Annotated in this window: 23 protein-coding genes, 2 tRNA genes and 1 pseudogene; 12 read left to right on the top strand and 14 right to left on the bottom strand. The window is 68.8% G+C overall.

Annotated features, from left to right (window positions below):
- Positions 1 to 68 precede the first annotated feature (68 nt).
- The 3 genes from OG352_RS21995 to OG352_RS21985 all read right to left on the bottom strand — a co-directional run bounded on the left by OG352_RS21995 (position 69) and on the right by OG352_RS21985 (position 3072).
- A complete protein-coding gene (locus OG352_RS21995) occupies positions 69 to 866 on the bottom strand; it encodes a J domain-containing protein (RefSeq protein WP_329219126.1) in 798 nt (265 codons plus the stop codon).
- A 69-nt stretch (positions 867 to 935) separates the two neighbouring features.
- Entirely contained in the window at positions 936 to 2408 is a 1473-nt protein-coding gene (locus tag OG352_RS21990; protein WP_329219125.1) for a DUF2252 domain-containing protein, read from the bottom strand.
- A gap of 577 nt (positions 2409 to 2985) precedes the next feature.
- A tRNA-Leu gene (locus OG352_RS21985) sits at positions 2986 to 3072 on the bottom strand.
- Between the two features lie 501 nt (positions 3073 to 3573).
- Between OG352_RS21985 and OG352_RS21980 the strand changes: the two genes are divergently transcribed.
- From OG352_RS21980 to pknB, 7 genes are all read left to right on the top strand, one after another.
- Positions 3574 to 4470, top strand: coding sequence for a DUF3662 and FHA domain-containing protein (locus tag OG352_RS21980; protein WP_329219124.1), 897 nt, complete (start codon positions 3574 to 3576; stop codon positions 4468 to 4470).
- A 10-nt stretch (positions 4471 to 4480) separates the two neighbouring features.
- Entirely contained in the window at positions 4481 to 4996 is a 516-nt protein-coding gene (locus OG352_RS21975; protein ID WP_093780442.1) for an FHA domain-containing protein FhaB/FipA, read from the top strand.
- A gap of 140 nt (positions 4997 to 5136) precedes the next feature.
- Positions 5137 to 6645, top strand: a complete 1509-nt coding sequence (locus OG352_RS21970) for a Stp1/IreP family PP2C-type Ser/Thr phosphatase (RefSeq protein WP_329219123.1) — start codon at positions 5137 to 5139, stop codon at positions 6643 to 6645.
- A gap of 25 nt (positions 6646 to 6670) precedes the next feature.
- A complete protein-coding gene (locus tag OG352_RS21965; RefSeq protein WP_329219121.1) occupies positions 6671 to 8110 on the top strand; it encodes an FtsW/RodA/SpoVE family cell cycle protein in 1440 nt (479 codons plus the stop codon).
- A complete protein-coding gene (locus OG352_RS21960) occupies positions 8107 to 9576 on the top strand; it encodes a peptidoglycan D,D-transpeptidase FtsI family protein (RefSeq protein ID WP_329219120.1) in 1470 nt (489 codons plus the stop codon). Before OG352_RS21965 ends, OG352_RS21960 begins: the two co-directional genes overlap by 4 nt.
- A 403-nt stretch (positions 9577 to 9979) precedes the next feature.
- Positions 9980 to 11455 carry an RNA-guided endonuclease IscB gene (gene iscB / locus OG352_RS21955; RefSeq protein WP_329219119.1) on the top strand — a complete coding sequence of 492 codons (1476 nt, stop codon included), beginning with the start codon at positions 9980 to 9982 and terminating at the stop codon, positions 11453 to 11455.
- Between the two features lie 96 nt (positions 11456 to 11551).
- Entirely contained in the window at positions 11552 to 13534 is a 1983-nt protein-coding gene (gene pknB, locus OG352_RS21950; protein ID WP_329219117.1) for a Stk1 family PASTA domain-containing Ser/Thr kinase, read from the top strand.
- A gap of 96 nt (positions 13535 to 13630) precedes the next feature.
- On the opposite strand, the pseudogene OG352_RS21945 reads toward pknB, so the two are convergent.
- Positions 13631 to 13945: pseudogene (locus OG352_RS21945) on the bottom strand (sortase domain-containing protein); the annotation flags it as partial.
- Positions 13946 to 14084: 139 nt separating this feature from the next.
- On the opposite strand from OG352_RS21945, the gene OG352_RS21940 reads away from it, so the two are divergent.
- Positions 14085 to 15179 (top strand): restriction endonuclease, encoded by a 1095-nt coding sequence (locus OG352_RS21940; protein ID WP_329219116.1) that lies wholly within the window; start codon positions 14085 to 14087, stop codon positions 15177 to 15179.
- A 99-nt stretch (positions 15180 to 15278) separates the two neighbouring features.
- On the opposite strand, the gene OG352_RS21935 is transcribed toward OG352_RS21940, so the two are convergent.
- From OG352_RS21935 to OG352_RS21910, 6 genes are read right to left on the bottom strand one after another with little or no spacing between them, the layout of a single operon-like run.
- Positions 15279 to 16034 (bottom strand): class E sortase, encoded by a 756-nt coding sequence (locus OG352_RS21935; protein ID WP_329219114.1) that lies wholly within the window; start codon positions 16032 to 16034, stop codon positions 15279 to 15281.
- A 45-nt stretch (positions 16035 to 16079) separates the two neighbouring features.
- Complete coding sequence (locus OG352_RS21930) at positions 16080 to 17147, bottom strand: class E sortase (protein ID WP_329219112.1); 1068 nt, start codon at positions 17145 to 17147, stop codon at positions 16080 to 16082.
- Positions 17144 to 17782: an aminodeoxychorismate/anthranilate synthase component II gene (locus OG352_RS21925; RefSeq protein WP_329219110.1), complete on the bottom strand. Its 639-nt coding sequence runs from the start codon at positions 17780 to 17782 to the stop codon at positions 17144 to 17146. The genes OG352_RS21930 and OG352_RS21925 overlap by 4 nt, the downstream gene beginning before the upstream one ends.
- The gene (locus OG352_RS21920; protein ID WP_329219109.1) at positions 17779 to 17976 is read right to left on the bottom strand and encodes a hypothetical protein; all 198 of its coding nucleotides are present in this window, start codon (positions 17974 to 17976) and stop codon (positions 17779 to 17781) included. The genes OG352_RS21925 and OG352_RS21920 overlap by 4 nt, the downstream gene beginning before the upstream one ends.
- Before the next feature lie 16 nt (positions 17977 to 17992).
- A complete protein-coding gene (locus tag OG352_RS21915; RefSeq protein ID WP_329219108.1) occupies positions 17993 to 18682 on the bottom strand; it encodes a class E sortase in 690 nt (229 codons plus the stop codon).
- A gap of 29 nt (positions 18683 to 18711) precedes the next feature.
- Positions 18712 to 19539, bottom strand: a complete 828-nt coding sequence (locus OG352_RS21910) for a DUF881 domain-containing protein (RefSeq protein WP_329219107.1) — start codon at positions 19537 to 19539, stop codon at positions 18712 to 18714.
- A 139-nt stretch (positions 19540 to 19678) separates the two neighbouring features.
- Here OG352_RS21910 and crgA point away from each other — a divergent pair, with 139 nt between their 5' ends.
- Positions 19679 to 19933 (top strand): cell division protein CrgA, encoded by a 255-nt coding sequence (crgA, locus tag OG352_RS21905; protein WP_329219105.1) that lies wholly within the window; start codon positions 19679 to 19681, stop codon positions 19931 to 19933.
- A 255-nt stretch (positions 19934 to 20188) separates the two neighbouring features.
- Here crgA and OG352_RS21900 read toward each other — a convergent pair whose 3' ends face one another.
- Together OG352_RS21900 and OG352_RS21895 are read right to left on the bottom strand one after the other, a co-directional pair.
- Complete coding sequence (locus OG352_RS21900) at positions 20189 to 21088, bottom strand: rhomboid family intramembrane serine protease (protein WP_329219103.1); 900 nt, start codon at positions 21086 to 21088, stop codon at positions 20189 to 20191.
- Positions 21089 to 21245: 157 nt separating this feature from the next.
- Positions 21246 to 21779 (bottom strand): peptidylprolyl isomerase, encoded by a 534-nt coding sequence (locus OG352_RS21895; protein WP_329219101.1) that lies wholly within the window; start codon positions 21777 to 21779, stop codon positions 21246 to 21248.
- Positions 21780 to 22105: 326 nt separating this feature from the next.
- Here OG352_RS21895 and OG352_RS21890 point away from each other — a divergent pair, with 326 nt between their 5' ends.
- Positions 22106 to 22822 carry a DUF5324 family protein gene (locus tag OG352_RS21890; RefSeq protein ID WP_329219100.1) on the top strand — a complete coding sequence of 239 codons (717 nt, stop codon included), beginning with the start codon at positions 22106 to 22108 and terminating at the stop codon, positions 22820 to 22822.
- 104 nt (positions 22823 to 22926) lie between these two features.
- Here OG352_RS21890 and OG352_RS21885 read toward each other — a convergent pair.
- Positions 22927 to 22999, bottom strand: a tRNA-Ala gene (locus OG352_RS21885).
- A 180-nt stretch (positions 23000 to 23179) separates the two neighbouring features.
- Here OG352_RS21885 and OG352_RS21880 point away from each other — a divergent pair.
- Together OG352_RS21880 and OG352_RS21875 are read left to right on the top strand one after the other, a co-directional pair.
- The gene (locus OG352_RS21880) at positions 23180 to 23728 is read left to right on the top strand and encodes a helix-turn-helix domain-containing protein (protein WP_329219099.1); all 549 of its coding nucleotides are present in this window, start codon (positions 23180 to 23182) and stop codon (positions 23726 to 23728) included.
- A gap of 122 nt (positions 23729 to 23850) precedes the next feature.
- Positions 23851 to 25221 carry a serine/threonine-protein kinase gene (locus OG352_RS21875; RefSeq protein ID WP_329219098.1) on the top strand — a complete coding sequence of 457 codons (1371 nt, stop codon included), beginning with the start codon at positions 23851 to 23853 and terminating at the stop codon, positions 25219 to 25221.
- On the opposite strand, the gene OG352_RS21870 is transcribed toward OG352_RS21875, so the two are convergent.
- Positions 25185 to 26564, bottom strand: coding sequence for a hypothetical protein (locus tag OG352_RS21870; RefSeq protein WP_443072491.1), 1380 nt, complete (start codon positions 26562 to 26564; stop codon positions 25185 to 25187). The two genes, OG352_RS21875 and OG352_RS21870, sit on opposite strands and share 37 nt — an antisense overlap.
- Between the last annotated feature and the right edge of the window lie 72 nt (positions 26565 to 26636).

The raw sequence follows: 26636 nt of genomic DNA, 5'->3' as shown, positions 1-26636 counted from the left end.
CCCGACCGGACGGACGGCCAGACGGCCCCGCCGACCCACCACGGCAGCCCTAACCCATCAGCTCGGACCTAACCCACCAGCTCGGCGAGTTCCGTCTCGCGGGCGGCGACGTCGGCGAGAAGCTTGTCGGCGATCTCGTCCAGGAGACGGTCGGGGTCGTCCGGGGCCATCCGGAGCATCGAGCCGATCGCGCTGTCCTCCAGTTCCCGGGCGACCAGCGTGAGCATCTCCTTGCGCTGGGCGAGCCACTCGAGGCGGGCGTAGAGCTCCTCGCTGGGGCTCGGGCTGCGCTCCGCGGGCACCGGACCGGCCGCCCACTCCTCGGCCAGCTCCCGCAGGAGTACCTCGTCGCCACGGGCGTAGGCCGCGTTCACCCGGGTGATGAACTCCTCGCGCCGGGCCCGCTCGGCATCCTCCTGCGCCAGGTCGGGGTGGGCCTTGCGGGCCAGCTCGCGGTACAGCTTGCGAGCCCCCTCACTGGGCCGCACCCGCTCCGGGGGCCGGACCGACTGGTCCGTGAGCATCGCCGCAGCCTCCGGGAACAGCCCTTCGCCGTCCATCCAGCCGTGGAACAGCTCCTCGACCCCGGGCATCGGCAGCACCCGCGCCCGCGCCTCGGCGGCCTTGCGCAGGTCCTCCGGGGCACCGGTGCGGGCAGCCTTGGCCTCGGCGATCTGCGCCTCCAGCTCGTCGAGCCGGGCGTACATCGGACCGAGTTTCTGGTGGTGGAGCCGCGAGAAGTTCTCGACCTCGACGCGGAAGGTCTCCACCGCGATCTCGAACTCGATCAACGCCTGCTCGGCGGCCCGCACGGCCTGCTCCAGCCGCGCCTCGGGCCGTGGCTGCTCAGCTTCGGGGGTCGTCACCCGACCAGCCTAGGCCAACGCCACCCGAACCAACGCTGCCCACCGTCCACGGTCCGCCGGGGACCCTCCTCATACCCCCGTCTCCGCCGCGATCCGCCCCGCCCGTACCGCCGCGACCAGGTCGGTGTGGTCGGCCTCGGTACGGTCGGCGTAGGCGACGGCGAACGTCGCGATCGCCTCGTCGAGTTCCTCGTTCTTGCCGCAGTAGCCGGAGATCAGGCGCGGGTCGGCGCTGTGGGAGTGGGCGCGGGCCAGGAGGGCGCCGGTCATGCGGCCGTAGTCGTCGACCTGGTCGGCGGCGAGCGCGGACGGGTCGACGCTGCCCTTGCGGTTGCGGAACTGCCTTACCTGGAAGGGACGTCCATCGACCGTCGTCCAGCCCAGCAGGACGTCGCTGACAACCTGCATGCGCTTCTGGCCGAGCACCACCCGGCGGCCCTCGTGGTCCACCTCCGGCGCCTCGAAACCGGCCGTCAGCAGGTGCGGGACCAGGGCCGACGCGCGGGCCTCCTTCACCTGGAGGATGAGCGGCTCGCCCCGGTGGTCCAGCAACAGCACCACGTACGACCTCATGCCCACGCTGCCCGTGCCGACGATGCGGAAGGCGACGTCGTGGACGGCGTGGCGGGCCAGGAGGGGGTGGCGGTCCTCGGACAGGGTGGTCAGGTACTGCTCCAGGGACGCGGTCACCGAGGCGGCCTCCGCGTCCGGAACACGGCGCAGCACCGGCGCCGCGTCGACGAAGCGGCGGCCGCCGTTCTCCGTCGGCTCGGTCGACTTCGCCGCGAACCGGCCGCTGGTGTTGGCCCGCGCCTTCTCCGCGACCCGTTCCAGGGTGCCCAGCAGGTCGTGGGCGTCGGTGTGGGAGACCAGTTCCTCGTCGGCGATGGCGTTCCACGCGTCCAGCACCGGCAGCCTGGCCAGGAGCCGCATGGTGCGACGGTAGGAACCGGCCGCGCCGTGGGCCGCCTTGCGGCAGGTGTCCTCGTCCGCGCCGGCCTCCCGGCCCGCGAGCACCAGGGACGCGGCGAGGCGCTTGAGGTCCCACTCCCAGGGCCCGTCGACCGTCTCGTCGAAGTCGTTCAGGTCGATGACCAGTCCGCCCCGCGCGTCCCCGTACAGGCCGAAGTTGGCGGCGTGGGCGTCACCACAGATCTGGGCGCGGATCCCGGTCATGGGAGTGCGGGCCAGGTCGTACGCCATGAGCCCCGCCGAGCCACGCAGGAACGCGAACGGTGTCGCCGCCATCCGGCCGACCCTTATCGGCGTCAACTCCGGAATGCGGCCCTGGCTGGACTCCTCGACCGCCGTCACCGCGTCCGGCCGGGACGCGTCCAGGTCGAGTACGGCGTGCACCGACCGCGCGACCTTGCCGCGCAGCGCCCTGCCCTCATCCTTGGGCGACCGCGGTCCCGCCCCCTCGGCCGACCGCTCGACGGGCCACTCGGCAAATCCACGCACCCGAGGAAGCCTGCGCGCCTCGCCGATCCCCACCTCTGCACCAACACCGGTACCGGCACCATCGACTGCCTCGGTCGCCATGACCGCCTCCCCCGCACACGTACGTACGTCGGCTCGACGAGCCGATCATCAACTCGTGCAGACCGTACAGCCCGGCGGCCGAATAGCGGCAGCCCCTGTGGACAACTCCCCACATGTGGACAACTCGTTCACCGTCCCCCGCTGCGCAGCCCCTCCCACCACGGCAACTGTCCTTCACCACCTGGGCCGTACGGCCTTCAGCCGACGTTGGTTCGTCCAGCCCACCACCACCCACCACCCAGAGCCGACCAACCACCGACCCTCATGTTTCACGTGAAACATGCCCACCCCGGCGTTTCACGTGAAACACGCCCACAACCCGGCCCGACCAATCCTCCCCCTGACACCCCCAGCCACCCCCAACCGTCACGGCCCACCACAGCCCGCCACCCGGCCACCACAACCCTGAGATGTTCCTCACACACCGTGAGCAACCATGGCCAGCGATCACCCACCTCGGACCATCTGGGACCACCCAGGACCGCCTGAGACCGCAGCCACCCAAGCCCGCTCGACCAACCACCCGCACCGGAACATGCGAAAGCCCCACAGGTTCTAGACCTGTGGGGCTTTCAGCTGGTGCGCGAGGGGGGAGTTGAACCCCCACGCCCTTGCGGGCACTGGAACCTGAATCCAGCGCGTCTGCCTATTCCGCCACCCGCGCATTGGGTGTGTCCTCGGGTTTGTGGGCTTTTCGGCCCGCGCGCCTTCCGACATGCAGAACATTAGCACGCGGTCCAGGGTGCGTTCACATCCCTTTTTCGCGGGCAGGGACCAGGTGGGAGACGGTCGACAGCCCCGTGCGAGCACCGCACGAACTGCGTCCGGGACCTGTAGGAACCTCGTAGCGAACGTCGTACGTCTCGGCGGTGACTGGTTCACGTATCAACCTCGTACCTATGGCGATCGTCTCTCCAGGGGCCGGACCAGGAGCACAGTCAGGTGCGGGACACTGGTCCACGGCCGCCTTTACGATCCTGGGCAGAAGCGAGTGTGTGCGGCAGGTGCGCAAGAGGGCGTCGACACCCGTCGACGGGGCCGACAGGGGGAACCAGCCGATTCACCGGCGCGTGGATACGATCAGTAAGCAGTACCAGGTAGGCAGCACGGTCAGCACGGTCAGCAGCACGGCACTCGACGGCAGCCACTACGGAGGAGGTGCCCCATGGGAGTCCTGAAGAAGTTCGAGCAGCGTCTCGAGGGTCTGGTCAACGGCACCTTCGCCAAGGTCTTCAAGTCCGAGGTCCAGCCCGTGGAGATCGCCGGCGCGCTCCAGCGCGAGTGCGACAACAACGCGACGATCTGGAACCGGGACCGCACCGTCGTCCCCAACGACTTCATCGTAGAGCTGAGCACGCCGGACTACGAGCGGCTCAGCCCCTACTCCGGCCAGCTCGGCGACGAGCTCGCCGGCATGGTGCGCGACTACGCCAAGCAGCAGCGGTACACCTTCATGGGACCGATCAAGGTCAACCTGGAGAAGGCCGAAGACCTCGACACCGGCCTGTACCGGGTGCGCAGCCGTACGCTCGCCTCCTCCAGCAGCCAGGCGCAGGCACCGGATCAGGCGCCCGCCGCAGGCGGCCGGCAACGGCCCGGCGGCCCGGGTGGTCCCGGGTATCCCGGGGCCGGCGCCGCCGCCGCTCCGCCCATGCCGTCCGCTCCGCCGCCCGGCGCCGCGGGCGGCCGTCCCGGCGGCTACGGCTACCCGCCCGCCGCAGGCGCCCAGCGTCCCGGCGGCGCGGGCGGAGGCCTGGCCGGGGCCCCGCAGCCCGGGTCGCGCGCCCGGCACTGGATCGAGATCAACGGCACCCGCCATCAGATCTCGCGCGGGACGCTCGTACTGGGCCGCAGCACCGAGGCCGACGTGCGGATCGACGACCCCGGCGTCTCCCGCCGGCACTGTGAGATCCGGACCGGTTCGCCCTCGACGATCCAGGATCTCGGTTCCACCAACGGCATCGTGGTGGACGGACAGCACACCACCCGCGCTACGCTCCGCGACGGCTCGCGGATCGTCGTGGGCAGCACCACCATCATTTACCGGCAAGCCGAAGGGTGAAGCGGGGGCAATGTCAGAGCTGACCCTCACGGTCATGCGGCTGGGTTTTCTGGCCGTACTGTGGCTGTTCGTGATCGTGGCCGTGCAGGTCATCCGCAGCGACCTGTTCGGTACGCGGGTCACCCAGCGCGGTTCGCGCCGGGAGGCTGGGCGGGCCCAGCAGGCACAGCGCCAACAGGCGCCTCCGCAGCAGCGCCAGCAGCCCGCCGCCGCGGGCCGCACGCGCCGTAACGCACCGACGAAGCTGGTGGTGTCCGAGGGCACCCTCACCGGCACGACCGTCGCGCTCCAGGGCCAGACCATCAGTCTGGGCCGGGCGCACGACAGCACGATCGTGCTGGACGACGACTACGCCTCCAGCCGCCATGCCAGGATCTACCCGGACCGCGACGGCCAGTGGATCGTCGAGGACCTGGGTTCCACCAACGGCACGTACCTCGACCGATCGCGGCTGACGACTCCCACACCGATCCCGCTGGGCGCGCCGATCCGTATCGGCAAGACCGTCATCGAGCTGCGGAAGTAGTGCTACATCATGACTGAGCGCGAGCGGAGCGAGCACGCGGCGGCGGCCGGCACCCAGGGCCCCGGTGTGCTCCCGACCGGAGGGTGGGCAGTGTGGCTCGACACGACCGGCTGTACCCGGGGCCGACGGGCGAGGTGCGCATGAGTCTGTCACTGCGTTTCGCCGCCGGATCGCACAAGGGCATGATCCGGGAGGGCAACGAGGACTCCGGTTACGCCGGTCCCCGCCTGCTCGCCATCGCCGACGGCATGGGCGGCGCCGCCGCCGGTGAGGTCGCCTCCTCCGAGGCCATCTCCACCATCGTCGCCCTCGACGACGACGTCCCCGGCTCCGACGTCCTCACCTCGCTCGGCACCGCCGTCCAGCGCGCCAACGACCAACTGCGCGCCCTGGTCGAGGAGGACCCCCAGCTCGAGGGCATGGGGACCACCCTGACCGCGCTGCTGTGGACCGGCCAGCGCCTCGGTCTCGTACACGTCGGCGACTCGCGCGCGTACCTGCTGCGCGACGGCGTGCTCACGCAGATCACGCAGGACCACACCTGGGTGCAGCGCCTCGTCGACGAGGGCCGCATCACCGAGGAAGAGGCCACCACCCACCCGCAGCGCTCTCTGCTGATGCGCGCGCTGGGCAGCGGCGAGCACGTCGAGCCCGACCTCTCCATCCGGGAGGTCCGCGCCGGCGACCGGTACCTGATCTGCTCGGACGGCCTGTCCGGAGTCGTCTCGCACCAGACGCTCGAGGACACCCTCGCCAGCTACCAGGGCCCGCAGGAGACCGTGCAGGAGCTGATCCAGCTCGCGCTGCGCGGCGGCGGCCCCGACAACATCACCGTCATCGTCGCCGACGTCCTCGACCTGGACACCGGGGACACCCTCGCCGGGCAGTTGTCCGACGTCCCGGTCGTGGTCGGCGCGGTCGCCGAGAACCAGCTCCAACCGCACGACAACGGCATCATGCAGACCCCCGCGGGCCGCGCCTCCGGCCTCGGCCGCAGGCAGCACGGGCACGGCGGGGGCGGCGAGTTCGGCCCGCCCGGCTCCGGCGGCGACATCACCGGCTTCATCCCCACCGACGGCTTCGGCGACTACACCGACGACGACTTCGTCAAACCGCGGGCCGGGCGCAAGTGGCTGAAGAGATCCTTCTACGGCGTGCTCGCGCTCGCCGTGATCGGCGGCGGCCTGTACGGCGGCTGGCGCTGGACGCAGACGCAGTACTACGTCGGCACCAAGGACGAGCACGTCGCCCTGTACCGGGGCATCAGCCAGGACCTGGCCTGGGTGTCGCTGTCGAAGGTCGAGAAGGACCACCCCGAGATCGAACTCAAGTACCTCCCGGAGTACCAGCAGAAGCTGGTCGAGTCGACGATCGCCGAGGGCAGCCTGCCCACCGCCCAGAAGAAGATCGACGAGCTGGCCGTCCAGGTCTCCGCCTGCAAGAAGCAGGCTGCCGCCGCTCCGGCGGGCAAGACCCCCTCGAAGCCCGGCGGCACCACGGGAACCACCCCCCCGTCGGCCACGTCCAAGGCAACGCCGAGCCCCTCGGCAACCGCGTCCCCGTCCGTATCCGCGACCGCCACTCCCACCACCGGCCCCAGCCTTTCGGAGGAAGAGCAGAAGGTCGTCTCGCGGTGCGGTGAGCAGTAGGCAAGCCGTGAGAGGCCCCGTCACGATGAGCAGTACGACCAACTCGCCGACGCACCACACGTCCACGATCGGCTCGATCGGAACGCCGAGCCGGCGCAACACCGAGCTCGCGCTGCTGGTGTTCGCCGTCGTCATCCCGGTCTTCGCCTATGCCAACGTGGGCCTGGCCATCAACGAGCAGGTGCCGTCCGGCCTCCTGAGCTACGGGCTCGGCCTCGGTCTGCTGGCCGGCGTCGCCCATCTCGTCGTCCGCAAGTTCGCGCCGTACGCCGACCCGCTGCTGCTGCCGCTGGCCACACTGCTGAACGGACTCGGGCTGGTCGCCATCTGGCGCCTCGACCAGTCGAAGTACCTGCAGCAGGCCCAGCAGGCCGGCACGGCCGCGCCACGGCAACTGCTCTACACGGCGATGGGCATCGCGCTGTTCATCGTGGTGCTGATCTTCCTCAAGGACCACCGCGTCCTGCAGCGCTACACCTACATCTCCATGGTCGGCGCGATCTTCCTGCTGCTGCTGCCGCTCGTGCCGGGCCTCGGCCAGAACATCTACGGCGCCAAGATCTGGATCTCGGTGGCCGGTTTCTCCATCCAGCCCGGTGAGTTCGCCAAGATCGTGCTCGCGATCTTCTTCGCCGGCTATCTGATGGTGAAGCGCGACGCCCTCGCCCTGGCCAGCCGCCGCTTCCTCGGCCTCTACCTGCCGCGCGGCCGCGACCTCGGCCCGATCATCGTCGTCTGGATCATCTCGATCCTGATCCTGGTCTTCGAGACGGACCTCGGAACCTCGCTGCTGTTCTTCGGCATGTTCGTCATCATGCTGTACGTCGCCACCGAGCGGACCAGCTGGATCGTCTTCGGCATGCTGATGTCCTCGGTCGGCGCGGTCGGCGTGGCCCAGTTCGAGAGCCACGTCCAGCAGCGCGTCCAGGCCTGGCTCGACCCGATGAAGGAGTACACGCTCTCCCAGCAGGGCGTCGGCGGTCACTCCGAGCAGGCCATGCAGGCCCTGTGGGCGTTCGGCTCCGGCGGCACCCTCGGCACCGGCTGGGGCCAGGGCCACTCCGAGCTGATCAAGTTCGCCGCCAACTCCGACTTCATCCTCGCCACCTTCGGCGAGGAGCTGGGCCTGGCCGGCATCATGGCGCTCCTGCTGCTGTACGGCCTGATCGCGGAGCGCGGCGTGCGCACCGCCCTCGCCGCCCGCGACCCGTTCGGCAAGCTGCTCGCCATCGGCCTCTCCGGCGCCTTCGCCCTCCAGGTGTTCGTCGTCGCCGGCGGTGTGATGGGCCTCATCCCGCTGACCGGTATGACGATGCCCTTCCTGGCGTACGGCGGTTCGTCCGTCATCGCCAACTGGGCGCTGATCGGCATCCTGATCAGAATCAGCGACACGGCGCGCCGCCCGGCACCCGCCCCCGCCTCCAACCCCGACGCCGAGATGACCCAGGTGGTCCGCCCGTCATGAACAAGCCCCTGCGCCGGATCGCGATCTTCTGCGGCCTCCTCGTGCTGACACTGCTGCTGCGCGACAACTACCTGCAGTACGTCAAGGCCGACAGCCTCGCCAGCGACACCAAGAACCGCCGCGTCAACATCACGCGCTACTCCACCCCGCGCGGCGACATCATCGTCGACGGCAAGGCCATCACCGGCTCGGTGGAGACCACCGGCGACTACAAGTACAAGCGCACCTGGTCCAACGGCGCGATGTGGGCGCCGGTCACCGGCTACTCCTCGCAGGCGTTCGGCGCCAACCAGCTGGAGAAGCTGGAGGACGGCATCCTCAGCGGCAACGACGACCGGCTCTTCTTCCGCAACACCCTGGACATGATCACGGGCAAGGAGAAGGAGGGCGGCAGCGTCGTCACCACCCTCAACGCCGCCGCACAGAAGGCCGCCTACAACGGCCTCGGCGACAAGAAGGGCGCCGTCGCCGCGATCGAGCCGTCCACCGGCAAGATCCTCGCGCTGGTCTCCACACCGTCGTACGACCCGTCGAAGTTCGCCGGCTCCTCCAACGCGGACCAGGAGGCGTGGCAGGCGGTCCAGAAGGGCAAGGACGCCGACGACCCGATGCTCAACCGGGCGCTGCGCGAGACCTACCCGCCGGGCTCCACGTTCAAGGTGGTCACGGCCGCCGCGGCGCTGGAGAACGGCGAGGTCGACGGCGTCGACTCCAAGACCGACACCCCGGACCCGTTCCCGCTGCCGCAGTCCACGAACAAGCTCACCAACGAGCACGGCGCCTGCGAGAACGCCACGCTGCGCTACGCGCTCACGGTGTCCTGCAACACCGTCTTCGCGAAGATGGCCGACAACGTCGGCAACGACAAGATGATCGAGCAGGCGAACAAGTTCGGCTTCAACGAGGCGGAACTGGACACCCCGGTGCGCGCCGCGAAGAGCATCTACCCCAAGGACAACCGGCCGCAGAACTCGCTGGACGGCATCGGCCAGGGCTCCAACGCGGCCACCCCGCTGCAGATGGCCATGGTCGCCTCGGCGGTCGCCAACGACGGCAAGCTGATGAAGCCGTACATGGTCGACCAGATCCTGGCCCCGAGCGTGGACCCCCTGGAAACGACAGAGCCCCAGGAGCTGTCCCAGGCCGTCTCGGCCAAGACCGCACAGGCGCTGCAGGAGATGATGGAGTCCGTCGTCAACGACCAGCAGGGCACCGGCGGCAAGGCCAAGATCAGCGGTGTCAAGGTCGGCGGCAAGACCGGTACCGCCCAGCACGGCCTGAACAACAGCGAGAAGCCGTACGCCTGGTTCATCTCGTACGCGAAGCTGTCCGACGGCAGCGCGCCGGTGGCCGTCGCGGTCGTCGTCGAGGACGGCTCGGCCAACCGCGGCGACATCACCGGCGGCGGTCTGGCCGGTCCGATCGCGAGGGACGTGATGAAGGCAGTCATCGACAGCAAGAAGTGACCCCCATCACGTCGCCTGCACATAGGTGCACGTTGCGATACCGGTCCTGTATCGGGTGAGGGATGTGACCCGGCCACGTAGGACAAGCCAGGTACCGTATGCGCGGAGAGCATCCTGCAAAAGGGCTGGTAGGTAGCTGTCAGCCGCTTCCCGGCCTACAAAGTCGGGGCTTGCCTGCCCGCACAGTCAAGCCCATGGTTGACCAGCCTGAGTCATCAGCGAATGGAGGTGTTTGGTGACTACGTTTCATACAGGTGAGCAGACCCACCCTGCCGTGCTTCCTCAGCGGCAGGCTCTGGAACCTGCGGCAGCAGACAACCCCGGGAGCAGGGGCGAAACGGGCCGCGGGCGCATCAGCCGTCAGCGTGATGCAGCCGGTATGGAACATGGGCGAGGGGAGACCGTGCGCACGTCACCTCCCGGCGTACGGCGACACCCCGACACCGCCGCATCCACGGTGGTCGAGGGAGTGAACGCTGCTCGTGAGAGCAGCATTCCGAACACCGACATGAGCCCGGTCGGGACGGGAGCCCAGATGGTCGCGGTCCTCGACCGGAAGGGGCATCCACTGATGCCCTGCCATCCTGCCCGCGCCCGCAAGCTCCTCTCTCGGGGCCGTGCCGTTGTCGTGAAAGCCACTCCGTTCGCGATCCGCTTGAAAGATCGCGTGACCGAGGACTCCGACGTGGCCGGGGTCGCAGTACGGATCGACCCGGGTTCGAAAGGCACAGGTATCGCCGTCACTGTCGATGTTGATCACATCGACACGGTCACTGGAGAGGTCACGGCCAGCCGTCATGGCCTCTGCGCCATCGAACTCCGGCATCGCGGCACTCTTATTCGCGTCAGCATGCAAAAGCGGGCGAACTACCGTCGTAGGCGACGCGGCATGAATCTCCGCTACCGTTCGCCCAGGTTCGACAGCCGATCCCGCCCGGCAGGATGGCTCGCGCCGTCTCTCCGGCATCGAGTCGACACCACGGTGGGCACCGTCACTCGGCTCACGAAACTGTTCCCCGTCAACGAACTCCACGTCGAACGGGTTGCATTCGACACCCACGCACTGAGCCTCGGCCGTGAAGCACTGGACGGTGTGGAGTACCAGCAAGGCTCGCTTGCCGGGTATGAGGTCCGTGAGTTCCTGCTGGAGAAGTGGGAACGTGCTTGCGCCTATTGTGGGGGCGAGAACCTTCCGTTCCAGGTCGAGCACATCCATCCCCGCGCCAAGGGCGGCTCCGACCGCATCAGTAACCTGACCCTCGCCTGCGGTCCCTGCAACCAGGCCAAGGCCGCCAGGTCGGTGGAGGAGTTCCTGGCAGACAGGCCCGCGCTGCTTGTGCGCCTCCTCGTGGGAGCAAAGGCCCCGTTCAAGGATGCGGCAGCCATGAACGCCACCCGTTGGCAGCTCTGGCATCGTCTCAAGAGCCTGGGACTACCAGTGTCCGCTTGGTCCGGAGGGCGTACCAAGTACAACCGTGCCGTGCAGGGGCTAGCGAAAACCCACACCCTTGATGCACTCGCGGTCGGCGAGATCGACGACGTCACCCGGATCGTCAGGCATCCGGAGACGGTACTTGTCGCCTCCGCGTGCGGCCGTGGCTCCTACGCACGCACGCGCACTGACAAGCACGGCTTTCCCCGACTGCGTCTGCCCCGTCAGAAGCGGCATCATGGCTTCGCCACCGGCGATCTGGTACACGCCCACATCCCGCGCGGCAAATACCAAGGCACGTACACCGGTCGCGTGGCGGTCCGCGCTTCCGGCACTCATCGCATCTCCGTTCCCGGCGGGTACGCGGATACCAGCCATCGCAACCTGCGCCTGCTTCAGCGAGGCGACGGATACGCCTACACCACCAGGAAGGAGGACGCGCGGTAGCAGAGCGTTCCATCGGTCTGCGATGCCTGCATCGAAGACGACGGAAGCGTTCTGTCCCTCCGGCCCGAAGGCTGTAGCACCCGCGCAAGAACTCTGATGGAAGAGCCACGTCGCCTCGGCGGCCGGTACGAGCTGGGCCACGTGCTCGGCCGTGGTGGCATGGCTGAGGTCTACCTCGCGCATGACACCCGCCTCGGCCGCACCGTGGCGGTGAAGACGCTGCGCGTGGACCTCGCGCGCGACCCTTCCTTCCAGGCCCGGTTCCGCCGGGAGGCCCAGTCTGCCGCCTCGCTCAACCACCCCGCGATCGTCGCGGTCTATGACACGGGCGAGGACTACATCGACGGGGTCTCGATCCCGTACATCGTCATGGAGTACGTCGACGGCTCCACGCTCCGCGAGCTGCTCCACTCCGGCCGCAAGCTGCTGCCGGAGCGGACGCTGGAGATGACCATCGGCATTCTCCAGGCCCTGGAGTACTCGCACAGAGCCGGCATCGTCCACCGCGACATCAAGCCGGCGAACGTCATGCTGACGCGCAACGGCCAGGTCAAGGTCATGGACTTCGGCATCGCCCGCGCGATGGGCGACTCCGGCATGACGATGACGCAGACGTCCGCGGTCATCGGCACCGCCCAGTACCTCTCCCCGGAGCAGGCCAAGGGCGAGCAGGTCGACGCGCGCTCCGACCTCTACTCGGCGGGCTGCCTGCTCTACGAGCTGCTGACGGTACGGCCGCCGTTCGTCGGCGACTCCCCGGTGGCCGTGGCCTACCAGCACGTCCGGGAGGAGCCGCAGCCGCCGAGCGTCTTCGACCCCGAGCTGACCCCCGAGATGGACGCCATCGTCCTGAAGGCTCTGGTCAAGGACCCGGACTACCGCTACCAGTCGGCCGACGAGATGCGCCTGGACATCGAGGCCTGCCTCGACGGCCAGCCGGTCGCGGCGACGGCGTCCATGGGCTCGGTCGGCTACGGCGGTTACGGCGACGACCAGGCGACCACGGCGATGCGCTCCGCGGACGCGGGCGCCACGTCGATGCTGCCGCCCATGAACCCGGACGACGGCGGCTTCGGCTACGACGACCGTCCCCGGCGCCGCCAGAACCAGAAGAAGTCCAACGCCTCGACGATCCTGCTGGTCGTCGCCGCCGCGCTGGTGCTGGTCGGCGCGGTGCTGATCGGCAAGTGGGTGTTCAGCGGTGACGCGGCGGCGGACAAGCCCTTCGCGGCCCCGATCTTCGTCGGCCAGACCCTGGATCGCGCCAAGACGATGGCCGACAACTCGGAACTGACCGTGGAGTCCACCGAGAGCGCCTGCGCGAACCAGCCGAAGGGCAGCATCTGCTCGCAGGACCCGGCGGCCGGCAAGATGGTCAACAAGGGCGACACCGTCAAGCTCGTCGTGTCGACGGGGGCACCGAAGGTGGCCGTTCCGAGTGTCCTGGGCAAGACCCTGGACGAGGCCAAGACGCTGCTGGAGGGCGACCAGTACCAGTTCACCGTGAAGACGAAGGAAGAGGTCTCCACGGAGGAAGCCGGCACCGTCCTGAACCAGGACCCGGAGCTCGGCAAGGAAGTGGAGAAGGGCACCACCATCACCCTCACCATCGCCAAGGCCGAGGAGAAGGCGACCGTCCCGGACGTCTCCAACAAGAGCTGTGACGACGCCAAGAACCAGATGCAGCAGAACAACCTGCAGGGCAACTGCGTCGAGGTCGACACCCAGGACCCGAACCTGGTCGGCAAGGTCGTCCAGACCGTCCCGGCCATCGGCTCCCAGGCCGACAAGGGCTCCACGGTCCAGATCCAGATCGGCAGGAGCACCCAGACCCAGGTGCCGTCCAACCTTCAGGGCCTGTCCCTGAAGGACGCCAAGAAGGCGCTGCAGGACGCGGGCCTGAACGTCGGCAACATCTCCGGATCCTCGGACGACGACGCCCAGGTCATCAGCTCGGACCCGGCCCCCGGCAGCACCGTCAACAAGGGGCAGACGGTCAACCTGATCGCCTTCAAGAACGGCAACAACAACGGCAACGGCGACGACGGCAACGGCTTCTTCGGCGGTAACAACGGCTAGCCGTTCGCGGTGAACGACGGTGAACGACGTGGGCCCCACCGGATGAATCCGGTGGGGCCCACGCTTTCGGGTCTGGACACTCGGCTTCCGGTCGGCTCAGCCCAGTTCCTTCGGCGGTGTCCGGTCCGCGTCGACCTTCTGCACCCGCTCCAGCTCACCCCACACCACGTACCGGTAGCGGCTCGTGTACACCGGCGTGCAGGTCGTCAGGGTGATGTAGCGGCCGGCCTTCTTCTTGCCGGACTCCTTCGGGACCTGGCCGAGGACCTCGACGTTGTACTTCGACGTCTCGGGAAGGACCGCGTACACCTTGTAGACGTACCAGTCGTCCTTCGTCTCGAAGACGATCGGGTCGCCCTTCTCCAGCTTGTCGATGTTGTGGAACTTCGCACCGTGTCCGTCGCGGTGCGAGGGGCCGACGCCAGGGGCACAGTGATCGACGTGTCCCTGGACGCGTCCCGCACGGTCCACCCTTTTACTTCGACCAACCGCAGCCCACGCCCACAAAATGATCGTGTCTTCATATCTGCCGACTCGTTGATCCATTGGGGTGAGCTGTGATGTCACAGCGCCGCCCTGGCCACACGGCCCGACCACGAACAGAGGGGCAGACGTGATCAACGAATTGGTACTGCTTGAATCCAAGAGCCTGCGCGACAGCGTGCTCGAACAGACCGACGTACTCGACCGGGTGAAGGCACTGTCGCTGCTGCCTGACGGGATGCATGTGACCACGGCGATGGTGGCAGCGTACTTCGAGGTGGGTCTGGAAGCCATCAAGTCACTCGTCAAGGACCACCGAAGCGAACTGGAAGCCAACGGCTACCACTCGCTGACCGGCGAGCAACTGAGGTCCTTCAAGAACCTCAGTGGCATCCAGTCACGTACACGCTCACTGGCTCTCTTCTCCCGCCGAGCCGTCCTCAACGTGGCCATGCTGCTCCGGGACAGCGATGTCGCACGTCAGGTGCGTGTGTATCTCTTGGACGTAGAGCACGCATCCCGCCCAAAGCCTGTGGAAAACTCCGTCCACAGCACCACACTCTCCCTCGACGACCGCATCGACCAGCGCATCACCCACGTCCTCGGAAAGACCGTCGTACCCATGTTCAACGTCCTGATCGAAACATCGGGCGCGCACCAGCGGGAGCTGATCGCTCTCCGGTCAGGCGTCCAGCGGATCGAGAAGCGGCTCCGGCAGCACCACGCCAGGCTGCAGCGGCTGGAAGCCCCACGCGAGGATCGGCCTCTCGCCGGAGTCATGGCTTCCATGGACGCCATGAACGGGCGCGAGTTCGAGGAACACATCGCCACACTGCTGCGCCGCGACGGCTGCACGAACGTCGTCGTGCAAGGCGGTGGAAGGGACCGGGGCGTCGACATCACCGCCCTCACGGCCCACGGGCGACGCCTCGTCGTCCAATGCAAGAGGTTCGCGCCCCACACCTCCATCACCAGCCCGGAGCTCCAGAAGTTCGTCGGGGCCGCCAAGGTCCTGCACGACTCCGAGGTGGCCCTGTTCGTGGCGACCTGTCCCTTTACCCGTGATGCCCTCAACATCGCCGCCGAGACCGGCATCACCGCCGTGCACCGTGGGCTGTTGGAGGAGTGGAGCGCTGGGGCGGCCCTGGCGGTTCTCGGGTAACCAGGACAGCAGGCAGAAGGCCCGAAGCCGCAAAGGCAAGTTGCGGCTTCGGGCCTTCGTCATGCTAGGTGACAGGCCCCCTCTAAGGTGCCTGTCAATTCAGCCCAGTTCCTTCGGCGGTGTCCGGTCCGCGTCGACCTTCTGCACCCGCTCCAGCTCACCCCACACCACGTACCGGTAGCGGCTCGTGTACACCGGCGTGCAGGTCGTCAGGGTGATGTAGCGGCCGGCCTTCTTCTTGCCGGACTCCTTCGGGACCTGGCCGAGGACCTCGACGTTGTACTTCGACGTCTCGGGAAGGACCGCGTACACCTTGTAGACGTACCAGTCGTCCTTCGTCTCGAAGACGATCGGGTCGCCCTTCTCCAGCTTGTCGATGTTGTGGAACTTCGCGCCGTGTCCGTCGCGGTGGGCGGCGAGCGTGAAGTTGCCCTTCTTGCCGCTCGTCGGGAGCGCGGCCTTCACGGGGTCGACGTAGTAGCCGGCGACGCCCTCGTTGAGGATCTTCGACGAGGTGCCCTTCTCGACCAGCACCTCACCGTTCTTCATCGCCGGCACATGGAGGAAGCCGATGCCGTCCTTGGTGTCGAGCGCCCCGGGGCCGGTGTCCTCCTGGGCCCAGTTGTCGCGCACCTTGTCGCCCTGCCGGTTCGCGTGCCGGTCGGCGACCACGTTGGTCCACCACAGGGAGTAGACGACGAACAGGCCGAGCACCAGGCCGGCCGTGATGAGAAGCTCCCCGAAGACACTGACGGCCAGCGCGATCCGCCCGCCTCCGCGCCGCCGCGGCGCGGGCTCGGACGCGTCCACGCGCGCGTGCTCTTCGTGCTCGGTGTCGCCGGTGGTCGCTGCCACGTTCAATCCGCCCCTACTCGACTGCACGCCTACTCGACCGCCCGTCTACTCGACGAGCGCGTCCGGCTTGCCCTTGCTGCGCGGCCGTTCCTCGACCATCTTGCCCCAGACGATCAAGCGGTACTTGCTGGTGAACTCCGGGGTGCAGGTGGTGAGCGTGATGTACCGGCCCGGCCCGGTGAACCCGGAGTCCGGCGGGACCGGATCGAGGACGCTCGTGTTGCTCGGCGCGGTCACCGGCAGCGAGGACGTCATCTTGTAGACGAAGTACTCGCTCTGCGTCTCGACGACCATCTCGTCGCCCGGCTCGAGCCGGTTGATGTACCGGAACGGCTCGCCGTGCGTGTTGCGGTGGCCCGCGAGCCCGAAGTTGCCGGTCTTCGCGTCGGGCATCGCCGTCGTCAGCGGGGCCTCGCCGTAGTGCCCGACCATGCCCTTGTCGAGCACCTTCTTGTTGCTGACGCCCTCGGCGATCGGCACCACCACGTCCAGCTTGGGGATGTGGAGCATCGCGAAGCCCTGCCCGGCCGAGAAGGTCCCGGGGTTGCGCTTGCCGTTCGCCCAGTCGTCCTGGAGGCTGCTCGCCTCCTGGTCCGCCGCCGCGTGGGCCCGCACGTTCGTCCACCACAACTGGTAGGTGACGAACAGCAGCATCAGCACACCGGTGGTGATGAACACCTCGCCGACCGCCCGGCTGGCGAGCACGGCCGCGCTCGGCTTACGGGCCCGCTCCCGGCGGCGGGCCTCGACGCGCGACAGCGGCCGCTCGTCCTGCGCCGGCGCGTCGGCCCCGTTGTACGACTCCGACACCTCGCCCGGACCACCATGGCGCCCATGACGACCCTTGGCGGCCTTCCTGCGGGCCGCACGGCCACCGGCCGGGGATCCAGGGGCGGGAGAGGCTCCCGGGACGCCAGAGGCCGATATGGGCCCACCGCCGAACGCGGACGACGGCACCGGTGGCGGCGGTATCCGCAGCGCCACCGTCTCCTCGTCGACGGGCGGCTGGTACCGCTCACCCGCGTAGGGGCCGGCTCCGTACTGATCACCGCCGAACGACTCGTACGGCGCGGTGCCGTACGAGTCCTCGCGCTCGGGGCGCAGCGCGGTCACGCCGTGGCCCTGCCCACCACCGGGGCGAGCCCCGCCGACCTCGCCACCGCGCCCTGGTCGCCGCACTCCACCAGCCAGTTGGCCAGCATCCGGTGCCCGTGCTCGGTCAGCACCGACTCGGGGTGGAACTGGACGCCCTCGACGGGCAGTTCACGGTGGCGCAGGCCCATGATGATCCCGTCGTGCGTACGGGCGGTGACCTCGAGTTCGGCCGGGACCGTCGCGGGCTCGGCGGCCAGCGAGTGGTAGCGGGTCGCGGTGAAGGGGGTCGGCAGGCCCGCGAAGACGCCCTTGGCCTCGTGCTCCACCAGCGAGGTCTTGCCGTGCAGCAGCTCGGGCGCCCGGTCCACGACCCCGCCGTACGCCACCTGCATCGACTGCATGCCCAGGCAGACGCCGAAGACCGGGACGCCGGTGGCCGCGCAGTGCCGGACCATCTCGATGCAGACGCCGGCCTCCTCGGGCGTCCCCGGGCCGGGGGAGAGCAGGACGCCGTCGAAGCCGTCCTGGGCGTGGGCCGTCGAGACCTCGTCGTTGCGCAGGACCTCGCACTCGGCGCCCAGCTGGTACAGGTACTGGACCAGGTTGAAGACGAAGCTGTCGTAGTTGTCGACGACGAGAATGCGCGCGCTCACTGGTTGTCCACCGTCACATCGTTGAAGGGAAGCAGCGGTTCGGCCCATGGGAAGACGTACTGGAACAGCGCGTACACGACGGCGACGACCAGCACGAGCGAGATCAGCGCCCTCACCCACGCGTTTCCCGGCAGATGCCGCCAGATCCAGCCGTACATGCCGTCCCTTCCGTCGCACCACGGCACCTGACTCACGCCGTACGCCACCAGACTAACGGCGTAGGGCCTTCGGTTCGCCTGCCTCCACGGGCTGTGTGGAGTCCAGGTGCGCCCAGACGATCAGCCGGTGACTGTGCCCCCATTCCGGATCGCACGTGGTCAACGTCAGGTACCGGCCCGGACGCGTGTACCCCGACTTACGTGGCACAGCGTCGATCACCTCGACGTCCGAGGGAACGGTTTTGTAGGGCCCTTTGTCGACCCGATACGTGAACCAGGTCGTCCCGTCCGTCAGCACCACCGCGTCCCCCCGCCTGAGCTCGGGAAAGTCCTTGAAAGGGTCGCCGTACGTACGGCGGTGACCCGCGACGGAGAAGTTCCCGGTCTGCCCGAGCCGCGCCGTCCCGGTGTAGTGCCCCAGCCCCTTCTTCAGGGTCCCGGTCGCCGTGCCTTCGAGCACCGGCTTGTTCCACGTGAAACCAAGACGCGGGATGTACATCACCGCGAAGGGCCTGCCGCTCTTGTACGGCGTCGGCGCCGACGGTGCGGCGGCAGTGGGGCTCGCGCTCGGGGCGGGCGGTGCGGTCTGCTGCGCCCACTGGTCGTGCAGGTCGTCGATCTGGTCGTCCATGACACGGTCGGCCTGGACGCCGGTCCAGAACAGGGCGTAGACGACGAAGAGCACGATGACGGCGCCGACGGTGATGCACAGCTCGCTGAACGTCCTGACGATCACCCGCACCGGCGGCTCCGACGATAAGGACGGACTGGCTACTCCACAGGCTTCGCGTAGTGCAGATCCACTGTGCCCGAGTAGCCCGGCAGAGTCACCGTCCCGTCCTCGGTGACTTTCCAGCCGAGGCCGTACACGTTCACGTACACCATGTAGTTCTGGATCGCCGGGGCCTCCGCGAGCGCCTGCTGCAGCTTCTCCGGGTCCCCGACCGCCTGGATCTTGTACGGCGGTGAGTAGACGCGGCCCTGGAGGATGAGGGTGTTGCCGACGCAGCGGACGGCGCTGGTGGAGATCAGCCGCTGGTCCATGACCTTGATGCCCTGGGCGCCGCCCTGCCAGAGCGCGTTCACCACGGCCTGGAGGTCCTGCTGGTGGATGACGAGGTAGTCGGGCTGCGGTTCCGGGTAGCCGGGGAGCTTGGCGGTGGCGTTCGGCGGGGCGTCGTTGAGGGTGACCGTGAGGGCCTCGCCCTTGAGTTTCTGGGTGCCCGCGTTCTTCTCCAGGCCCGCGAGCTTGTCGTCCTGGGCCTTCGTGCTGCCGTCGTCGGCCTCGGCCAGCGACTCCACGTCGTCGCGCAGGGTCCCGTTCGCCTCGTCCAGCTCGCCGTTCTTCTGGCTGCGTTCCTCGATGAGGTCGGACAGCCTCAGCAGGGAGGCGTCCGTGCGGATATTGGTGCCCTTGGCGGTGTTGAAGCTGGTGACGAAGAGGAGGCCGGCGAGGGCGAAGACACCCACGGTGAGCACCCGAACGGGCCGGAAGCGGCCCCTGCGGCCGGGGTCGGGAGTGCCGGAAGAAGAGAGCGTGACGGAGTCGGAGCCGGAATCCGTTGTATCTGTCCCGGAGGAGTCGGCAGAATTGGTCAACGTACCCTTATCTCCTTCGGCGCCGTAGAAGCACTACGCTAACGGACGCCCGGGGAAGCCCCTCAGTCCCCCATACACAGCCCCCGAGCCCGACCCAGCACCTGCGCGGCCACGCAGCGCATCGACAGGAGAGACCCTCGTGCCGAAGTCACGTATCCGCAAGAAGGCCGACTACACGCCGCCTCCGGCGAAGCAGGCGACCGCCATCAAGCTGACCAACCGTGCCTGGGTCGCGCCGGTGATGCTGGCGATGTTCCTCATCGGACTCGCCTGGATCGTCGTCTTCTACGTCACCGACGGTTCAATGCCCATCGACAAGCTCGACAACTGGAACATCGTCGTCGGCTTCGGGTTCATCGCGGCCGGGTTCGGCGTCTCCACGCAGTGGAAGTAGGGCTCCGCCCTACCTCTGCCCAGGGCTATCCCCTGAGTTATCCACAGCAGTTTTCCACATGGGGAAAAGAAAGACGATCTGTGGATAACTCATCGGAGGTTGACGCCGGTGTGACGTAACTACCGGCCGTCACCCTCACCCGAAAGACTGTTCGCCCCCTGCCTGACCTGCGCAAACACGGGTCGGTGACAGGGGGCACAGTTGTTCCCGCACGTTGTGCACAAGATTCGACACAGACTGTGGACAACAGCGCGCTCAGGTGAGCTGGGTGGTCCTCAGGAGCGTCACGACCACGACGGCGACCAGCATCAGCGCGCACGTCCCGTACTGCACGAGAGCACGGCGCTCGCGCGGGGCGTAGACCATGGCGACGCCGATGGCGACACCGGCGACCAGACCGCCGACGTGGGCCTGCCAGGCGATGCCGCTCCACCCGAACGTGATGACCAGGTTGATCACCAGCAGGGCGATGACCGGCCGCATGTCGTAGCGCTGCTTGCGCACCAGCACGGCGAGCGCGCCGAAGAGACCGAAGATGGCCCCGGAGGCGCCGAGCGAGGCCTGGTTGGGCGCGGCGATCAGGTACGTCAACGCGCTGCCGGCGAGACCGGAGACCAGATACAGCGCGAGGAAGCGGGCCCGGCCGAGGGCCGCTTCGAGAGGGCCGCCGATCCACCACAGGCTGAGCATGTTGGACAGGATGTGGATGTAGCTGCCGTGCAGGAACATCGAGGTCAGCAGCCGGTACCACTGTCCTTCGGCGACACCCTGGAGCTCACCGAACCCGAGGGCCGGCATGATCGCACGGCCGATCATGTCGAACCGGTCTGTGAAACCGTCGCCGACTGCCTGCTGGACCAGGAACATCGCCAGGTTGAGGCCGATGAGGATCTTGGTCAGCAGGTGCGGATCGGCGGCGATCGCGCCCCCCGCGATCGTGCGGGGCTGCGAGGCACCGGGCGCGTGCCCCGTACCGGAACCCTCGCGGACGCAGGTGGGGCACTGGAAGCCGACGGAGGCGCTGACCATGCACTCGGGGCAGATCGGACGCTCGCAGCGGGTGCAGCGAATGCCGGTCTCCCGGCCGGGGTGCCGGTAGCAGACGGGCAGGCCGCTGTGCGCGTCGTCCTGCCGGCTGCCAGGCGCCTGGTCCATGGGCTCCCCTAAAGAGTCGTACCCGGAGTCGTGGTCGGAGTCGTGGGGTCGGAAAGGAACCGCCCTGCTCATCCTTACGGACGAGCAGGGCGTTTGGTTCCCCATGACGCTGTTCCCCGTGGCGCTGGTTCCCCATGGTGCGCCGGGGGCGTCCGTCTCAGACCTGACGGGTCTCGACGACGACCGACTCGATGACGACGTCTTTCACCGGACGGTCGGTGCGCGGGTTGGTCTGGGTGGTCGCGATGGCGTCCACGACCTTCTGGCTCGCCGCGTCGGTGACCTCGCCGAAGATGGTGTGCTTGCGGGTCAGCCAGGCCGTCGGGGAGACGGTGAGGAAGAACTGCGAGCCGTTGGTGGCCGGCCCGGCGTTGGCCATGGCCAGCAGGTAGGGACGGTCGAACCGCAGGTCCGGGTGGAACTCGTCCTCGAACTGGTAGCCGGGACCGCCGGTGCCGTTGCCCAGCGGGTCACCGCCCTGGATCATGAACCCGCTGATCACCCGGTGGAAGACCGTGCCGTCGTACAGCTTGTCCGCGGACTTCGCGCCCGTCGCCGGGTTGACCCACTCCCGCCCGCCGGTGGCGAGGTCGACGAAGTTCTTGACCGTCTTCGGGGCGTGGTCCGGGAACAGCCGGATCTCGATGTCGCCCTGGTTGGTCTTCAGGGTGGCGTACAGGTGCTCGGCCACGATCTGCCTTCCGTCGTCCTGTGAAACCCCACGATCCTCGCACGCCCCACAGGGTGCGACGCCGGACGGCCCGCTCCGGGACCGGAACCGACGGTTCTGGTCCCCGAGCGGTACGGACCTGTACGGAACGGAACGGTCCGGACCGGTACGGAAATGCACCCGAGTCGGCCGCGACGGGGGCGGTCGGGGCCGATCCGTGGCATCGTCGGCTTTGTCAGCCTGTCGACCATATGCCCGTCCACACATGCCGTGACGGCCCTCGGCAGGCATGATCCGTAAAAGGGTGGAAAGTCGAAATACCGTACGCCACCGAGGAGGAGGATCCCGTGACCCGCATCGACAGCGTGCGCTCCGCGACCGGCTCGGCGAAGGGCAGCGTGCTGCACGCCGCGGAAGTGGTGGCGCCCTACGCCGACACGGCCAAGGAGCGGGCCGCGCTGTACGCGCATGAGGCCCGCGTACGGCTCGCGCCCAAGGTGTCCCAGGCCGCCGAACAGGCCCGCGTCCAGTACGACGCCCATGTCGTCCCCTATCTGGAACAGGCGAAGACACACGTCCCGCCGAAGGTCGACCTGGCCGCGCAGGAAGCGGCCGCCCGTACCCGTCTGGCCGCACGGCAGGCGGCAGAGTACTCCCGGCCGAGGATCGAACAGGCGGTGGCCGCGGCCGGCCCCGTGAAGGACGAGGCCGCCGCCCGTGGCATCGCCGCGCTGGCCGCCCTGCGCGGCCAGGTGACGCCGAAGGAGATCCAGAAGCTGACGCGCAAGCACCGGCGGCACGCCAAGGCGGGCAAGCTCGCCAAGGCCCTCGCCGTGCTCGGAGTCATCGCCGGCGGTACCTACGCGGCCTGGAAGTGGTGGGACAAGCAGGCGAACCCGGACTGGCTGGTCGAGCCGCCGGCGGCCACCGAGGTCCCCGCCGCAGGCGGCCTGACCTCGGTGGACGGCAGCGCCGACCCCTCGGTCCTCGACCCCGAGGTCCAGGCCAAGGAAGCCGAGAAGGACGCCGAGAACGAGGCCGCGAACCGCGACGACCGCAGCTGAACGACGGCAGCTGAAGCGCGACCGAACGGCCCGACGACAAGACACACCACACACGAAAAGACCCCTCCCCTCTGCGTTTCCGCAGGTGGGAGGGGTCTTGTGCGTGGAGCCTAGGGGAGTCGAACCCCTGACATCTGCCATGCAAAGACAGCGCTCTACCAACTGAGCTAAGGCCCCGCAAGAGACGTCCGGCCGGAGAAACCTCGCACCGGCGGGCGTCGCAGACCAGAGTACCGGGTCACCGGGGGTATCTCGCAAAAAGATTGGGGTCCCCGCGGATGACCACTCTCCGTAAGATGCTCGGACGTGGTTCGCTACCGCGAACCGCGGTTTCTGGGGAAGCGATGGGGAGACGCAATGGACGCCGCACAGCAGGAAGCGACCGCGAGAGCGCGGGAACTGCAGCGGAACTGGTACGGGGAGCCGCTGGGGGCGCTCTTCCGTAAGCTCATCGACGATCTTGGTCTCAACCAGGCTCGTCTCGCGGGGGTGTTGGGACTGTCGGCGCCGATGCTGTCGCAGCTGATGAGCGGTCAGCGGGCGAAGATCGGCAACCCGGCTGTGGTGCAGCGGGTGCAGTTGCTCCAGGAGTTGGCGGCGCAGGTCGCGGACGGCAGCGTCAGCGCCGCCGAGGCGACCGAGCGCATGGACGAGATCAAACGGTCGCAGGGGGGCTCGGTGCTCAGCAACACCACGCAGACGACGAGCAGTTCGGGGGCGCCCACGGTCAAGCGGGTCGTCCGCGAGATCCAGTCCCTGCTGCGCTCGGTGGCCGCCGCCGGCGACATCATCGACGCCGCGGACACCCTCGCCCCGACCCACCCGGAACTGGCAGAGTTCCTCCGGGTGTACGGCGCCGGCCGTACCTCCGACGCGGTCACGCACTACCAGTCCCACCAGGGCTGAGCCGTCGGCCCGGTCGCCGAAGGGGGTTCGGCAACCGGGCAGTCGGCAGGTTCAGGGGGGACCCAGGGGGGCAGGGAGACCAGCAGGACCAGGGGCCCAGGGGGGAGGAGCGACGCACTGCCATGGGTGAGGTCTTCGCCGGACGGTACGAACTGGCCGACCCGATCGGCCGCGGAGGGGTCGGCGCGGTGTGGCGCGCCTGGGACCATCGCCGCCGCCGCTACGTGGCCGCCAAGGTGCTCCAGCAGAGCGACGCGCACGCGCTGCTGCGCTTCGTACGTGAGCAGGCGCTGCGGATCGACCACCCTCATGTGCTCGCGCCCGCCAGTTGGGCCGCGGACGACGACAAGGTCCTGTTCACCATGGACCTGGTCGGCGGCGGTTCGCTGGTCCATCTCGTCGGCGACTACGGCCCGCTGCCCCCGGCCTTCGTCTGCACCCTGCTCGACCAGTTGCTCTCCGGGCTCGCCGCGGTCCACGCGGAAGGCGTCGTGCACCGCGACATCAAACCCGCCAACATCCTGCTGGAGCCCACCGGAACGGCCCGGCCGCGCCTGAGACTCTCCGACTTCGGCATCGCGATGCGGCTGGGCGAGCCGCGCCTGACCGAGACCAACCTCGTGGTGGGGACGCCCGGTTACCTCGCGCCCGAGCAGATGATGGGCGCCGACCCGGACTTCCCGGCCGACCTGTTCGCCGTCGGCCTGGTCGCCCTGTTCCTGCTGGAGGGCGCCAAGCCGGACGCCAAGGCGCTCGTCCAGTACTTCACGGAACACGGGACGCCGGGCGCTCCGAAGAGCGTTCCGGAACCGCTGTGGCAGGTCGTCGCGACCCTGCTGCAGCCGGACCCGCAGGCGCGCTTCCGTACGGCCACGGGGGCGCGCAAGGCGCTCGCGGCAGCCGCCGAACTCCTGCCCGAGCCCGGCCCGGACGACGAGTCGATCGAGATCTTCGACCAACTCGGCCCGCTGCCCAAGGGGTTCGGCCCCGACGGCCCGCCCATACCAAGCCGGCGTACCGGCTCCCTGCCCGCCCGTCCGGAAACACTCCCCGATCCGGCCCCTCCGGGCACGGGCGGTCTGCCTTCCCGGGCAACCGGGATTCCCGCACGGCCCGTCATCCCGCCCAACGCCAACGCGAACTCCAGCTCCGGCTCCGGCTCCGGCTCTGACGCCGGCTCCTCCATGTCGGACACCGGAACCTTCCACCTGCCGCCTCCCCGACCGACGGCCACGTCTTTCCCCTCCCCCACACCCCCGCAGCCCCCGTACGAGTCCACCGCCTCGTACACCGCCCAGGACCCGCAGGCACACGCACGGCAGGCGGTTGCAGCACAGTCAGTCGCACAGCCAGGCGCACGGCAGGGCGGTCGGCGTGGGCATCGTGCCGCTCGCCGGGTGCGTCCCGGGCCACCGGCAAAGGTCGCGGTGCCGCTGCTGTTCCTCGCGCTGGTCTGCTACGCCGTGGGGTTCTGGGCGTTGGCGCGTATCTGAGCGGTCGCCCTGCGCCGGGCGGTCAGCGTCCACACGCCGAGCACCGCCACCAGCACACTCCCGGTGCCGATGCCGCCCACGGCGACCGCCGTCATCGTGGAGTCACCGCCCGACACACCGCCCCTCGACGCGCCGGCATCCACCGACACCCCCTGGTCCCGTGCGCCGACGTCGAAGAACCCGCGCGGCGCCGACTGCTGCGCGTACCCCGGACCGGCCTGCGTGCTGCCGCCGAGCCGGACGCGCAGGGTGAGCCCGTAGGGTCCCTCGCCGAAACGTTCGGCCACCTGTGCGGCGAGGTGCACCACGAGGTAGTACGAGCCGGCGAACCGCAGCGAGTTCATCGGATCGGTGAGCGCGTACCGGTTGACGTACCGGACCGGCGGGACGGGTGGCAGCGAGGCCGACTTCTGGGTGCCGCCGTAGCCGACGCTCGCGTCCTTGACCTCTGCTCGCACGGGGTTGTAGAGCGCCATGTCCAGGGCGTCGACCACATACCCGGGAGACCCACCGGAGGACCCGGCAGACCCGGAGTCCGTCTCCGCGCTGCCCAGATCGACGGTGGCGGACACCTGCCGGCCCCAGTCGACGGGCACCTTGTAGAAGAGGGTCTGCCCAGGAACGATCTCGTCGCTCCACACACCCTGCTCCACGCCGGTCGCCTTGGCGAAGCCGGCCCCGCCCCGGACCGCCACCGGCTCGTCGACGGGCGGCGCCGGCGTCGCGGAGTCCCACGTCTCGGGCACGCCCGTGGCGGCCGCCTTCTTCAGCGGCGGCTCGGAAACAGGCGCGAGCTCCAGCTCCCAGTCCTCCCCGCCGGTACCGACGCCACTGCTGCTGGTCCGCTCGACGACGACGTAATACGTCCCAGCGTCCTGACACAGCCCCTTGCCCGGCGCGAACTCGCGCGCACCCCACGCCGTGATCGGCTGCGAGCTCGTGGACGCGCCCACGCTCGCCGAGTCATTGGAGCACCGGGCGCCGTCGGCGTCCTGCACGGAGACGCTGATCCCGTCACCGACGGCGAGAGTGGCCCCCGCGCGCGGGATGGCCGTCACGGAGACGTACACGTTCGACACACCATCGAGCGCAAGCCGAAAGTAAGCCTTAGCACCCTTCTCCTGCCCCTGCCCCGAACCCTGGAGGGAGCTCCGGTATGTCGCGCCGGGTTCCAGACGTACGGCGTCGGAGGTGCTCGTCGCCGCCGGGGCGCTACGGACGTCGTCGGCGAAGGCGTACGACGGGACGTCCGGCGCGGCGACGGCGACCGGTCCGGGCAGCGCCGCCGACGACGCGCAGAGCACCGCTCCCACGGCAGTGATCCGCAGGACGGCCTGCCACACAGCCACCCCACACCCCACACACCTCGTACGCCCCGCCCGCCGGGCCATCGACCCCGCCCCCTCGCCTTCGAC

The sequence above is a fragment of the Streptomyces sp. NBC_01485 genome (genome assembly GCF_036227125.1).
Classification (GTDB): domain Bacteria; phylum Actinomycetota; class Actinomycetes; order Streptomycetales; family Streptomycetaceae; genus Streptomyces.
Note: the sequence above shows the minus strand (reverse complement) of the source record. Positions and strands in the feature narration are given on the sequence as shown.